Consider the following 13039-nt stretch of genomic DNA (forward strand, 5'->3'; position numbering starts at 1 on the left):
ATCTTTACAGTATAATAGATTGTTCAAATTACAGACCGGTTGCAACTATTTGTATCAAGACCGGCATGCTGAACATTCTAAATTCAGCAAGTACAGAAAATGTATCATGAGTCTTGTATTATCTGCTGATTCATGTCTGTTTATACGCAGTGCGGATAAATCTCCTGCATGGATTTCAATTTTCCGATCCAGTATCCGAAAAACCAGATACTTCGTCATGTTCCGGACGCGGATGGAAGCCGTGTCCGCCGCTGTCATGTTGCGGCGCATCGCTGTGTTGGGTGAACGGGGGCATGACCACATACCTTTTTACCCAGTCCCTGTATTTCCACGCGGAAGATTCCCTGAACCATACCTCGTAGTCTATCCAGTACGCCTGCAACATATTGGTTGAAAGCGGCATGTCGAAATAGGTCAGGTTGCACCGCTCGCTCAGCGCCGGCTCATGGTTCTTGGCATCCTGTATGGCTACATTGAGCCGCTGGAAGACCAGAAACGCCTCGCATTCCTTGTCTTCGTCCGCATTGTTGAGCGTATTCAGGATAAACCGCACGCGCATGGTGGCGCGTCCCTCACCGATACGCTGTTGCTGTACCAGGTACCTCACGTTGATAAAGTGGATGAACACGGCAGGGAACACAGTCTCATACTCCGTGTTATCGTCACGGACAATGCGGGCGAACTGGCCGTTGTCGATAGCGACGGTTTTGAACAGGGGCGGCGACAACGGGTCGTCCGGATTCTCCCGCAGGGTCAGGACAGCCCGCTTAACGGCCCGGTATATCTCCACGAAAGGGTTCGCGGAAACTTCTTCAGGCAGGCTCTCCGCCGGTGCCGACGGTTGTGCGGGCTGTGGTGCTGGGTGTTTGTCTTTTATCATAACGGCTGGTGTGGAAATCCTTTAAAAATCATATCTATGAAATGGGCGGCGATATAGTCGTCCGTCTTCGGTGAGAATCCGATGAACTGCCGGTGTACGGGACGGCGCGTGGAATACTGGTTTACCGTGTACAGCCCGAACTTCGGATCGGTATTGTGTATGGCGGCATAATGCCCGTAACGCTCCTTGCTGCGTCCCCGCTTGCCCTTGACTGGAAAGCTCTTTTCCGTAGTCCACATGCAATACCTGGCGCCTTTCCGGAAGATGCGCGTACGGTCCGAACGCCGTCCCACTATGTCTGTCCGGCCGGCTTCCGACTGTATGCTCCGGGCCAGAGTCCCCGTATCGTTCATGAGAGGATGGGTGAACCTCTTTCCCCATTTGGAGGTACGAGGCGCCCATTTGCTACCGTTGAATCCCCCCGAAGCGAATGAGGACACGAACTGCTGCCTGGTATAGTCACCGGCAGCCGTTGCGAAGTCGAATACGTTGAACTCCAGCCGGCTGGCCATGACGCGCGTACTGGTCCTGCTTACCCAGTGGCTGCAAAACTCATCAAGCGTTATCTTGGGCATAGGCGAACTTTCCTTTAATGCGTTTCACAATATCATTCATGTAACCCGGAAGCGGGACGGAGAAATAGCGGTGCGCATCGGAAAAGATACGCCCGCCGGTTGCCAGGCTCTCCCGGAAGACCGGATCCACCTTTTCCAGATAGTCTCCCTTATCCGGCAAAGCCGCCCGGACAGCGGCGAACCCCTCCGCGACCAGAAAGCAGCGGCATCCCCATTCGATCGGCGGTATCAGCTCCGGAGGAAACTCGGATTTGCGGAAGGAAATCCCTTCCAATGAAAGATGCCAGGCACGTACCCGTTCATCGCCTTGTGTCATGTAGGTAAGCACGGTATCCATATCCACCGCCATCCACCATGCGGCCATCGAGGCCGCGAAGAATACCTGGTTGTTCTCTTCCTCCGCATGGACGAGGTTATACCTGCGGCATATCTTTTCGTATGCTTCCATGTCCTGTTCATCCGCTGTCTCGGGCAGTTCCCCGAGCATGGCATACTCCTCTGCCGCGGCAAAATCCACCAGGTTGTCTATAGCTGCAATCAGGATGTCACGCTGCTGCCGTTCCCTCTCTGTTGTAAAGGAGTTGTGATTTTTCAGTATCTCCAATGCCCGGTCCATATCGATTCGCAGACCTGTCAGCGCACGGTCTATGAGGAAAGAGGCACGCAGGGTGATGATGTCCTCTATAATGTCGAGACGTTCCGCGCTGTTCTCCCAATAGAGGATCAGCCTGCGGAATGCATCGAAAATGACACGATACTCCTTTTCCGTATCGGATTCCGTGGTTGCAGATGCCCTGACAGCCCTGAACGGAGCGTTGTCCGGGAGCGGAAGACGGGCTTCTATTCCGCTCCCCGCAGAAAATTTCCGACCTTCGCCCCCCGGGGGCGTCCGTAACGCCGGAAATACTCCTCGTCCGACATGATGCCCCGGTCGTTGTGGCTGAGACCGGATGAGCCGCCTTCGGCTCCGAAACCTAATCCCGGGATAACATTGAGCTGCCGGCCCACATTGATACCGAACTCTTTCTCGATCTCATCGGCCGCCACTTCATATTTGTCCGTGATCAGCGAATAGAGCTTGATGCGGTCCTCGTTGCTCATCTCTATCCGGTTCGAATACCGGAACTCCAATCCTCCGGGGATATACCCGATAGCCACCAGGCGGGGGATTATCTCCTCGTTCATGACGTTTTCGATATACCGACGGTAGACTTCGATACGGTCGCGGAAAATGTCCTGGTGTGCTTTCGTGGAACCCACGTACGACTGCATCCCTCCGGCCATCGACTCGGAGCCGAGCACGAGGTTGGCAACTTCCTTGTTCACAAACTCGATAAGCCCGGTATATATCTTTTCCGAGTTGGACATGGTGAATGTCTTGATATCGACCTCGTCCTCAATGCCGGTAACCACCACCTTGTTCTGTGCCGCGTTGGCTATCTCGTTAGCCAGCCTCTTGCGGTCGGCGTTGCTCTCGCTGACCGTCTTTCCGTGGATAATCGGCTGTCCGTAAGTATGGGAAAAGTTCACATAGTTGGCCACCGTGAATTTCTTGGCCAGTATCAAAGGGGTCGTGGCGGAAAAAAGTCCCAAGTCGCCGGAGTTTACCAGTACATAACAACGGTAATATGCCGGGTCATGTAAATCCCAATGCGGCTCCCACAGTCCCTGCCGCTTCAGTACCGTTTTCTGGTCCGGCAACACATTACGCCGTTCGATGATGTTGACTTCCGCCAGCCTGCCCGTTCTGGGGTCAGTATGCGGCATGATTTCAAGCAGGGTGTACCCGTAGAGCTTGGATTCCACTATGCCCTTGATTATCTTGTCGAACTGCGAACCCTGTATCTTCAGGGAGTTCGCCACGTCCTTGATGTATTTTCCCTTTTCGTTTACACGGGCAAGCATATAGCGGTCGCCGAGAATCTGGCTTTCCAGTGTCTCGACAACGGAACGTATATGAGCGTCCTGTTGCAGGCAGGCTTCATACAGGTCAATGAGCCGGGCGCGGTCATCGAGAATATATCCCGAGCCGGTATCCTGACGGCATGAACGGTAGCGGTTGTTGCGCTCGATTTCGCGGACATACTCCTGAATTGTCTTTTTGGAGGTCTTAAAAATACTCTCCAAGAGTTCCCCGTTAAATGATTTGTCCGATGTAGCCATAATTTTTTTGTTTCTTGTTCAAAGAGTAGAGACAATCCTCAAGAGAGGTTTTTACGGCTAAAAGAATATATGGAGAACGGGACTCTTAATGCTTGATTTACAAACCGAAATATACAACTTAAATATATAGATATTTCGGTTTTATTTATGTTGTAAATATCTTATTATCAGTGATTAACAATTTATTAAAAGTGTAATTTATGTATATATTTATAGTGTATTTCATATTAAAAAGATATATCTTTGCACCACGTTAGATACAAATCCAAGAACAATGAAAAAGAGAACATGAAAGAAGAAAAGATTCCCTGCCGGATAATCCGGTACAGGGAGTTCCCCGATCTGCTTTTCGGAACGTTACGGGAAGACGGACCGGTCTATTTCGACGCGACACGCTTCATCCAGGCCAAAGGAGATGCACGCCGGCATAATGTCCGTGATTTCCGTGTCGCTTTCCATCACTGGGCAACGGCGTTGGCAGACGCCTACGGAATAGACAGGGAAAAGATGATCATCCGTGACGAGGCGTCGGGACACCTGTTAATTGATGAATGTCTGGCTCTATTATTTGTCGTTTACATCGATCCCGCGTTCGGTGTCTACCTTCTGGAGCGCGTGGACGAACTGCTGTCCGGTGGATTTACGGTTTCAGACACTTGGCTGGTACAGGCTGCCGGTCTTAGATTTACAAAGGAGGAATTAACGCAAATTTTAGAACAACATGAGACGCAGCACATTTAAACGACCCAAGATGGTGCTCATCTTCAACGGGGCACAGGTTCTTGTAGCGGTCACGCGCTCGCTGCACAGCGCGGCGGAATTGACAAAAGGCAACTTGCAGGCTATCTCATTCTGTTGCACGGGCAAGTATGTATGCAGCGGCGGACTCTATTTCAGGCATCTGCATCCGGATGTGGAAATCGAGCTGGCCGACCTCGGCACACTGATGCTGAAAGATTATGACGCCCTTTGCGGCGAGAAACGCACGTACTATCCGGTGCGCAAGATGGCACATAAGAGAGCCTTGCTTGAAAACAAACGTAAGTCTGATAACCAAAAGAAAGGAGGAAATACCTATGAGGGAAAATAGGAATGTTCCGTTCCGGGACTGGAACATAAGGGTTTCCCGGAACCATAACGGCCAGCTCCATATCTGCGCCGTGGATATATGCGATATACTCAAGCGGGACGAACTGCTTGAAAACGGCGCCATCGCCCGTGTTTGCCCGACGGCATTGAAAATCAGTTTCCGGAAAAACGGCAGGGAACAGTGGGGTTTCCGTCCCATCGATATGCGCCGGCTTTTACAACTGGTACGCAAGGAGACTATTATACCCCGTGACCTGCTTGATGAATTGGAAGTGTGGGGCAACAAGCTTCTGGAACTGGAAGCCGGGGAGCTGCACGCCGTCCCGCAGGACGACATCGTCATGCACTTCGAGGAAGGGTTCCCCGTCACGTTCCGGCGTGTCGGCGACAAGCTGATGGTCAACGCCACGCAGATCACGATGCACTTCGGGAAAATCCCGTCTGAATGGCTACGCATCGCTTCCACGGATATGCTCCGCAGGGAAATGGCCGGCAACGGACATACCGGGAAATACGAGTCGCAAGTCTTCACCACACGGGGGCGGGGGCACGGTGCGACCTGGTTGGAATCACCGCTTGTCATACCGTTGGCCAGATGGATCGCCCCTGACCTGTCTTTGGCGGAATGGTTGGGCGAGGCTATCGGCAAACTCTCCGTGAAACGAGGGAAGACAATCGTACGCGAACGCCCCAGGGTGGCGGCACCCGGTCTGCCCTGTATGGATTGTCCCATGCCGCAGGATATGGAATCGGCGACGAGACTGATTCTGGAACTGCGGAAGGTGGTGAGTGAATCCCTGCCGAAAATCGTATTCTACGAGGAGTTTATCGAGAACAGGGACTGGTTCAAGAGCACGCGCATCGCTGACGAACTCGGCATATCGCCGCGACAGTTGCACCAGTTCCTTGCCGAAGAGGGCATCTGCAAGTACGAGAAGCGGCAATGGGTGGTCTTTCCTTCCTGCCGGGCCTGGCAATGCGATGTGCCTTACACGTGGGAGAACAGCCGGGGCAAGGTATATACTTTCGGATCCACCAAACGATGGACACAGGCCGGACGGGAGTGTATCATAGAACTGTGGCGCAAGAGGAACCCTGAATACTGCCCACCGGGTGCATAGCGATGGAAACGGCATTACAGCGGATCATCCGCAAGACAGGAAGACGGCCGGTAGAGTGCCGTTGCCGTCTGTGCAGGCAGCAATGCCGGATACCGTGCCTCGGTACGCCGGAAGACATCCTCCGGTTGCTGAAAGCCGGATACAGGGAGCGTCTTGCACCCACTCGGTGGGCGGTAGGCCTGCTGTTAGGAAAAATCCCGTATATCGTGCCGATGGTACAGGCGAAACAGGAAGCAGGCGGGTGCACATTCTTTCAGGACGGACTGTGTGAACTGCATGCGGCAGGGCTCAAGCCCACTGAAGGCAGGTTGTCGCACCATACCATCACCATGGAGAACCTGAAGTTCGGAATGTCGCTCTCGTGGAACGTGGCCAAAGAATGGCTGGACGAGCGGAACTTCGACACGATACGGGAGATTGTCCGGATAATGGGAAAATAGATGAGGGACGGTTTCATGAATGAAGTATCAGTATAACCGGTTGATTCCTCCTTTGCCGATTTCATGGAACCGCCTCTTATTAATTCATACCATTTGCAAACAGTTCGTATTAGTCGCGGCTATCCTTTATCAGGAAAACATTTAAACGCGAATGATATGAAACTGAAAAGCAGAATGACCGTCGGGGAGATGTCGGAACACCTGACGGAACATACCGGCAAGTTCGCCAACCGCGTATCCGTGGGGCGTTACGCCAAAAAACTGGGATACGCCGTGTATAAACCGATGATAAACGGCAGGATATGCCAGTTCTATGTCAATCCGTCGATTAAGGATGACGGGGAAGCGGAAACATTACGGACGAACGAACGCGAAAACGGACATGAAAGGGAATGACGACAAAAGGCAACACGTGATACCGTTTATGAAATGCTTCACCGGGCTGGTCGGCGCGTTCACCCCGGAAGAGGTCATCTTCATGCTGTACATGGCAGACCGTACACGCCTGCGTGAAAAAGGTTACGACACCTTGCGCAGCAAGCGGTACTACATGGAGAACATGGAGATGGGTTCGCGGATTTTCGACAAGTGCGTGGAAAAGACAACGCGTATGGGATTGCTTGAACGGGTGCCGGTCAGCGGGATGTACGATTACCTGTGGCACATGGATTCCTACAACCGGCTTGTAGGGATATTGGCGGAACTTGGAAATCCTTTTTCTACCAGGGCATTCTGTCATCGGATGTTCGATGTGGAAAAAAGGACCGTGGCATCCGTCTCTGACGAAGAGGTCAGCCAATGGAAAGAGAGACACCGAAAAGTTTGAGCGTATCTGTCCACGGAACGTAAATGAATAAAAACAGACGGCATCGTTGTGATTTGCCGTCTGTTTTTGTGTTTTTGCGACATAAAATCCGATAAAACCGGAAGGAGGTGGTAGCCGGGTACAATATTATCCGGGCAAACGACAGAATATGCTAAATATACTTATTCAGTTCTTCCACAAGAAGATGCACCGTTGTCGAAGATTCCGCCTGTGCCGGCGGTATTCCCTCCATTCGGCGCAATACGGCTTTTGCGTTCGTGATGGCCTGAGCCTGTTTACCGCCCAGCTCCCTGAAAACACGACCGCCTGTACCGGCTTCCTTGTTGTAGGAGAAGCCCAACAAGCCGGATAGCTTTGTTTCATATTGATTTCTGTGCATCGGGCCTTGTACCAGGTTATAGTGCAGCAAGAACCAATACTCGAAAGCCTGGTTGCTGTATGCCACCCTCATGCCACCGGCTTCCGCCATACCGATAGCCCGGTTGAAATCCCGATCGGGAAAGTCATCCTTGTCAAATACCACCCAGCACTGGTCATACTCGCGTCCTTTCTTCCGCTCTTCTTCTTTCATCCGTAAAGCCTTTTGGACAAGACCTACCGTATTGAGTCCCTGGCCTACCGCTTTAATATTGGCGGAAGTCAGGCGAAATGCATTGAAATAATCCGGTTCCGTATTTACCCCCTCGCAGATGATCAGGAAGGATTGTTTGACCTCACGGACAAAACTGATACGCCTGAGTGTCCGTGCCGCGCGTGGATCACGCTTGTTCGTCCGTGCTGCCATATTCTTCCTCCCTCAGGTCAAATAACCGTTCAAACTGGCCGATGACAGGGATACCGCCATATTTCCCCATCAGGTACTCCTTTTCGAAAGGTGCACTGTTGCGAACCTTGTATTCCGCCAACGAATAGAGTTCCGAGGCTCCAAACGAATCTTTCTGTGTAAACCAGATCTGATCCCTGCGGAACAGGCTTGCATTAAGCAGGTTGGTGTCATGTGTCGTGAAAATCAACTGTGCATTCCTGGGATTTGTCACTCTGGAATTGAACAGCCCGATGATGCGACTTGTCAACAGAGGGTGCATTTTCGAGTCGAACTCGTCGACAACCAGCCTTTTGCCATGATCCAACGCGTCGATTATAGGATAAGCCAGCGAGAAGTATTTGATCGTACCCTCCGATTCGTTTACGCGGAACGGGAAAGTGACCGTCTTCGTGGCGTTGCCCTCCTCGTCATATTGCTGGTGTGAACTGATGACTGTATTGTCAACCTTGCGTATGTCGTCGATTCCGAAGTCTGCAAACCGGGCAAACTCCACAATACGCCTTTTCATGGACGGATCATCGATCTGGGCTATCGCCATTTCCCAAATCCGCTCGTCGCTGCTGCCAAGAACAATCGTGGTGTTGGCCAACCATCCCATGATTTCCACCGAGACGCTTTCGTTGAACTGTGCTGCCACGGAAAGAAGCAGCGCATTGTCGCGCACCATTTTTTTGGCGACAACCTCTTTGCCGACCGAAAATTTGGGATGCAGTTCATACTCATCGCCGTCACGCAGGAACAGTTCCACCTCCTTTGCCTTGCGCTTGTTGCCCTTTTGATAAAGCCACTCCCGGTGTACACGTTTTTCATCGACTTCGAACCCATAGCGGTATTGGACCGTTTCGTCGGCAAAGACCGCCTCAAAATAACTGGGCTCCTGTTCCGTCCTCCGGTTGAGACGGAAACTTTCCACCCGTATGCTTTCGCCGGACTGCACGCCTTTGGAGGAATTGATGACAAACCATTTGAAGAAATCGAGCGCTTTGACCAGATTCGATTTCCCGCTGGCATTGGCCCCGTAGATGACCGCACTCTTCAGCAAAGAGAGGTTCGTTCCTTCAAGCTCAAAAACAATCTCATCGGACCGGGTCTGTTTTTCTTTCAGCGCGGAAGCAGCCAAAGACAAGGTCGCCGGCTCCTTGAACGAAAGGAAATTTTCGACTGTGAACTGAATAATCATATTATATCGCAGTTATATGTAAGTTTTATGCAAATATAGGGGATATTTTTCATATATAGATGTTTTATCGGATCTCTTTTTGCGGTTATTTTCCTGCACGTGAAAATCAGACCGTTTTCGTTCTTGCAATGCTGCCCTGCAAAAGGCGACTGTAATTTTCCGAAGCGGCAACATCGGCTTGCGATTCATGCTCCCGATAGTGGAATTTGGGTGGAAAGACGCGGAATTCGCCACATCTTTCCCTTCAATGTGGTACAAATGTACCGTGTATCTGACAGGAGGGGTGTTACAAATGTAGCAACAATACTATAAGTAGTATTATACAAGAAGAAAGAAGAAAGATGTACTTTTTTCTTTGACGCAAAGAAAAAAGATACCAAAAAAGAAACAAATCATGACAGACGGCACGCCGTCTGTTTTTGTTTTTTTTGAACCGGAAAGTGTTGAAAACGGATAAGATGAGGATTAAAGGACCACTTCCTCCCCAGATACAAGAGAGAGAAACAGAACGAATACCTTATACCGTCACCCTCTTACCGTCTGGCATCCTTGTCGCGGTTCAGCCTTACGACAGAGCGCACGCAGTCACGTACCAGTTCGGCATCCCTCCGCTCCATGAAATAGTTCCCGCATTCCAACCGTTTCCTGTCCGCCGGCCTGTTGTTGTCCCTGCATTCACGGATTTCCAGTATGTCATTCAGGTAATAGTACTTGTCACCGCGTCTGACACGTGTTGCCAGCCGTTCGAGTTCCTTCAGCCGTCCGTTCCATGCAAGCCCTTTCTGGCGTAGAGCATCGGAAAGCCTGCTACGGCCACTGGTTCCGATAGGCAGTATCTGGAGATTCACCGCGTACCCGACTGTTTCATGCAGGGAATAGCGCAGGCTCCCGTCTTCGTCCAGCAGGCAATACAGCACAACACGTCCTTTTGCGTCGATTTCCTTGAAAGCCCCCAGTATTACATGCTCATCCAGGATACTGAGTTTTACCAACTGTCCGTCTTTGGGAGCATAGAGAGATTCCGAACATACACCCCGGCGCTTGTCCCATGCAAGATGGCCTTCGTTCAGCAGGCGTTGGAGGGCAATCTTTTGCTCTGCGCTCGCTTCCCGGCAATCATTCAGAAACATGACCGCGTCATCGGTAACGAGTTCTCTGCCCGCAGTCATCCTTACCGGAACCGACACGCAATTACCCGTGACATCTCCCACAAGTCCGGTTTCCGATGTCCCACCGTTGAAGACGACCATTCCCTTGCGAATGGACGACCCTCCCGTGCTGTCTTTCGGAATACTCCCGATTTTCTTCTTATGATATGATTCCATTCTTTCGATTCTTTATCCAGATATTTCCTGTAACAGCAAAATGCCATACTTCATACATAAGTGGATACAATACGGCAAATATACGTATAATTCACCAAAAAGGCAGGTGACTGAACCCCATTTCTTCTGCATTTCCACGGTTTCCTGTATAAAGTCACAAAAACCGTACAAATAAGTCGGAATCCATGTGGATAGCTTCGTTCTGTATATTCTATATGATTAAGGAACAAAACATTACAAGATTGTCCGATTGTGAAAAGCATATCCGAACATACTGAATGACAGGAATACACATCCTCCTTTTCCGTCGTCCAATCCGGTTAAGAACAGTCAATATACCGACGTGTCTCTATATATTTTTTGATGCGTTTTCAGCGTATCTAAAAAACAACTTCAAGCCGGAACCCGGAAATCGTGCAGAAAGTCTGTACACCCGTGAAAATTGAAAGGACAGGCATCCACAAATGAGAATATTTCAAAAATATGGGACATGGTGAACACCAGCACCTTAAGCAACCATGATAAATACAAGTACTTTACTGTATATTTTTTGATACCTGCTTACAGTTTCAATCCGAAAGCCGCATTTTGAGCCATTTTGGAAAACCGGACTTGAAAAAACGGCCCGAGGACAGAGACCGAATCCGCACCCGAGGGTACACCCTCCCTAATCTTTTTATTTTTATTACACCATTGAATATCAATAATTTATTAGGTTTACTTTTGTATAAAGTAAGCCTAAAAACGTCTTTTACATTATCTTTGCTTACAAATTGAAAGTAAAAAAATCTTTTCAGTCCTATTTTATCCATTTTAAGCAGCTAATAATCTGATAATCAATAGACAAAACTGATTTTGATTTTATACATACGTTGAAACGGGGCTTTTTTGATTTTTGCAAAGGAAAAATTTTTTTCAAAGAAAATCATTTTTTCTATTTTATTGATATTCAACTATTTACAAATCCCCTTCGCGCGCGTGCGTTCCATATTCGCAAAAAGGCTGTTTTTGGAACGTTCCAAATTTTTTTTCTCAAAAAGTTTTGCAGTTCTGAAAAACGGTTTTATAATAGTCATGTACTCGAAAGCCAAACAAACGGCAAACAAGTACGGAGAAAAACGAATAAAAAAATAGATAGTAAAAAACAGAATTAAAAAACAGAAAAGCAAAGACCGCCGAGAGCGAGAAACAAAAACGGCGTTTACACGAAAGTGAGTTGTTGAGCCGTCAAAGGGTAACACCCGAAACAACACCGTGTGCGTTTAGGTACGCTTAAAGAGTGCGTTAAATAACCACGCTTCGCACGGGGCAATAATACCAGTATTGCCAACCTACGAAAGTAGGGAAATTTATGGAACGGGATAAATCGTATTTATTCCGAGTGCCGGAAATACGTCAAGACTTTTGCAAGTCGCTGGGAGTATTGAGAATACCGCCACTGAAAAGGACGTGCAAGAATAATGCCATAATTGCGCCCTTGTGCGCACGGAGATAAAATGCACGGTAGCGGAAAAACAGTCCGCACGGAGCTTGAGAAAAGAGCATTGCCAATGTTATGCCCATAATCACCAGCCGCCCACCGCCTTACTGTTAGCTGCCGGATTGGAAAAGATCCGGAACGTGCCAGAGAAGCGTCTTGCCGAAATTGGAGTAAAGCAGCGCAGAGCCACGACACGATGAGTAGAACTCGTGCAAAGATACGATATGCCGAAAATGCGCTCATTTGGATAGCTCTGCTATGGGGTACGTTTTAAGTGCGACAAAGTTACGAAAAATTTTGCCGTGCAGGGTGAAATGCACGGCAAATTTTTGGGCGCGTGGCAGGAAATGCCACACTTTGCGCTATGGTGCAAAGTTCGGGGTTCGACTCCCCGAGTGCCCGCAATGCGTGATTTTGCGCAGTGTTTCTAAAATTTTATCATTATGGCAACTTCTAAATTGAACAAGGAACAGTATGCAAACATCGGTTCGTTTGCAGGTATCATGTTGGTTTACAACTCTACCAACAAGGACGGTGAACTCGTGCAGACGGCACAGCACTTTTTCGGTGCGGACTTTGAGCCTGCCGACAAGTCGGACAACGAGATTTTCCGTGTGATTAAAAACATGGTCGCAACTATGTGGCACACCATTGCGGAGGAAAAGAAACTGCGTGCCGATGCCGACGGCATACGCTCGAAATTCCGTGCCACAACCCCTGCGGAAATCATCATCTGCGAGAAGTCGGGAAATCGTATCAAGAAGTACGACCTTACCGACAGCGTTTGGGCGCGTATCGGTCTTGTGCCGACCAAAGTAGACCTCGAGAAGTCAAACCGTGATTTCCAAAAGACAATCCATGCCGCTGCAAAGGCTATCCGCAACGCCATGGATTTCGCCCCGAACCTCGCCAGCCTCGAAAAGCCAACCGAGAAAACGACCAAGACCGGCAAGGCTGAAAAGGTGGCGGAACAGCCTGCCGGAACGGTTGCCGACGAAAGCAAAAAGGCGGCATAAGGGCAACGGAGTAACTGAAACCTGCCCGAAAAAGGCAAAAGGACGGCAGGCAGCCCGCTGAACGTGTGGGACTGCCTGCCCTTTTCGTATCTGCCGTCGTAAGCGCGTGTTCTTGTGA

The 13039-nt window shown here is 49.8% G+C and carries 14 protein-coding genes; 7 read left to right on the top strand and 7 right to left on the bottom strand.

Going from position 1 to position 13039, the window contains the following annotated elements:
* Window positions 1–175: 175 nt before the first annotated feature.
* From DXD68_RS10145 to DXD68_RS10160, 4 genes are all read right to left on the bottom strand, one after another.
* Window positions 176–880 carry a hypothetical protein gene (locus DXD68_RS10145; protein ID WP_004293608.1) on the bottom strand — a complete coding sequence of 235 codons (705 nt, stop codon included), beginning with the start codon at window positions 878–880 and terminating at the stop codon, window positions 176–178.
* On the bottom strand, window positions 877–1455 hold the full coding sequence (locus tag DXD68_RS10150; RefSeq protein ID WP_008860784.1) for a hypothetical protein: 579 nt from the start codon (window positions 1453–1455) through the stop codon (window positions 877–879). The genes DXD68_RS10145 and DXD68_RS10150 overlap by 4 nt, the downstream gene beginning before the upstream one ends.
* Window positions 1436–2071: a phage minor head protein gene (locus DXD68_RS10155; RefSeq protein WP_008142943.1), complete on the bottom strand. Its 636-nt coding sequence runs from the start codon at window positions 2069–2071 to the stop codon at window positions 1436–1438. Before DXD68_RS10155 ends, DXD68_RS10150 begins: the two co-directional genes overlap by 20 nt.
* A 224-nt stretch (window positions 2072–2295) precedes the next feature.
* Window positions 2296–3618, bottom strand: coding sequence for a DUF935 family protein (locus DXD68_RS10160; protein ID WP_008142945.1), 1323 nt, complete (start codon window positions 3616–3618; stop codon window positions 2296–2298).
* Between the two features lie 243 nt (window positions 3619–3861).
* On the opposite strand from DXD68_RS10160, the gene DXD68_RS10165 reads away from it, so the two are divergent.
* The 6 genes from DXD68_RS10165 to DXD68_RS10190 all read left to right on the top strand — a co-directional run bounded on the left by DXD68_RS10165 (window position 3862) and on the right by DXD68_RS10190 (window position 7094).
* Entirely contained in the window at window positions 3862–4359 is a 498-nt protein-coding gene (locus DXD68_RS10165) for a hypothetical protein (protein WP_004303968.1), read from the top strand.
* A 10-nt stretch (window positions 4360–4369) separates the two neighbouring features.
* A complete protein-coding gene (locus DXD68_RS10170) occupies window positions 4370–4708 on the top strand; it encodes a hypothetical protein (protein WP_004303967.1) in 339 nt (112 codons plus the stop codon).
* Window positions 4695–5828 carry a phage antirepressor KilAC domain-containing protein gene (locus DXD68_RS10175; protein ID WP_004303966.1) on the top strand — a complete coding sequence of 378 codons (1134 nt, stop codon included), beginning with the start codon at window positions 4695–4697 and terminating at the stop codon, window positions 5826–5828. Before DXD68_RS10170 ends, DXD68_RS10175 begins: the two co-directional genes overlap by 14 nt.
* A gap of 2 nt (window positions 5829–5830) precedes the next feature.
* Complete coding sequence (locus tag DXD68_RS24825; RefSeq protein ID WP_004293615.1) at window positions 5831–6268, top strand: hypothetical protein; 438 nt, start codon at window positions 5831–5833, stop codon at window positions 6266–6268.
* A gap of 156 nt (window positions 6269–6424) precedes the next feature.
* Window positions 6425–6664: a hypothetical protein gene (locus tag DXD68_RS10185; RefSeq protein ID WP_004293616.1), complete on the top strand. Its 240-nt coding sequence runs from the start codon at window positions 6425–6427 to the stop codon at window positions 6662–6664.
* Entirely contained in the window at window positions 6651–7094 is a 444-nt protein-coding gene (locus tag DXD68_RS10190) for a hypothetical protein (protein WP_004293617.1), read from the top strand. The genes DXD68_RS10185 and DXD68_RS10190 overlap by 14 nt, the downstream gene beginning before the upstream one ends.
* Window positions 7095–7245: 151 nt before the next feature.
* Here the strand turns inward: DXD68_RS10190 and DXD68_RS10195 are convergent, their stop codons facing one another.
* The 3 genes from DXD68_RS10195 to DXD68_RS10205 all read right to left on the bottom strand — a co-directional run bounded on the left by DXD68_RS10195 (window position 7246) and on the right by DXD68_RS10205 (window position 10425).
* Window positions 7246–7878: an RloB family protein gene (locus DXD68_RS10195; RefSeq protein ID WP_004293618.1), complete on the bottom strand. Its 633-nt coding sequence runs from the start codon at window positions 7876–7878 to the stop codon at window positions 7246–7248.
* Window positions 7853–9100, bottom strand: a complete 1248-nt coding sequence (locus DXD68_RS10200) for an AAA family ATPase (RefSeq protein WP_004293619.1) — start codon at window positions 9098–9100, stop codon at window positions 7853–7855. The genes DXD68_RS10195 and DXD68_RS10200 overlap by 26 nt, the downstream gene beginning before the upstream one ends.
* Before the next feature lie 533 nt (window positions 9101–9633).
* Window positions 9634–10425 carry a hypothetical protein gene (locus DXD68_RS10205; RefSeq protein WP_004293621.1) on the bottom strand — a complete coding sequence of 264 codons (792 nt, stop codon included), beginning with the start codon at window positions 10423–10425 and terminating at the stop codon, window positions 9634–9636.
* 1923 nt (window positions 10426–12348) lie between these two features.
* On the opposite strand from DXD68_RS10205, the gene DXD68_RS10220 reads away from it, so the two are divergent.
* Window positions 12349–12921, top strand: a complete 573-nt coding sequence (locus DXD68_RS10220; protein WP_004293623.1) for a hypothetical protein — start codon at window positions 12349–12351, stop codon at window positions 12919–12921.
* The last annotated feature ends 118 nt before the right edge of the window (window positions 12922–13039 follow it).

The organism is Parabacteroides sp. TM07-1AC (assembly GCF_003480915.1).
Lineage (GTDB): Bacteria > Bacteroidota > Bacteroidia > Bacteroidales > Tannerellaceae > Parabacteroides > Parabacteroides chongii.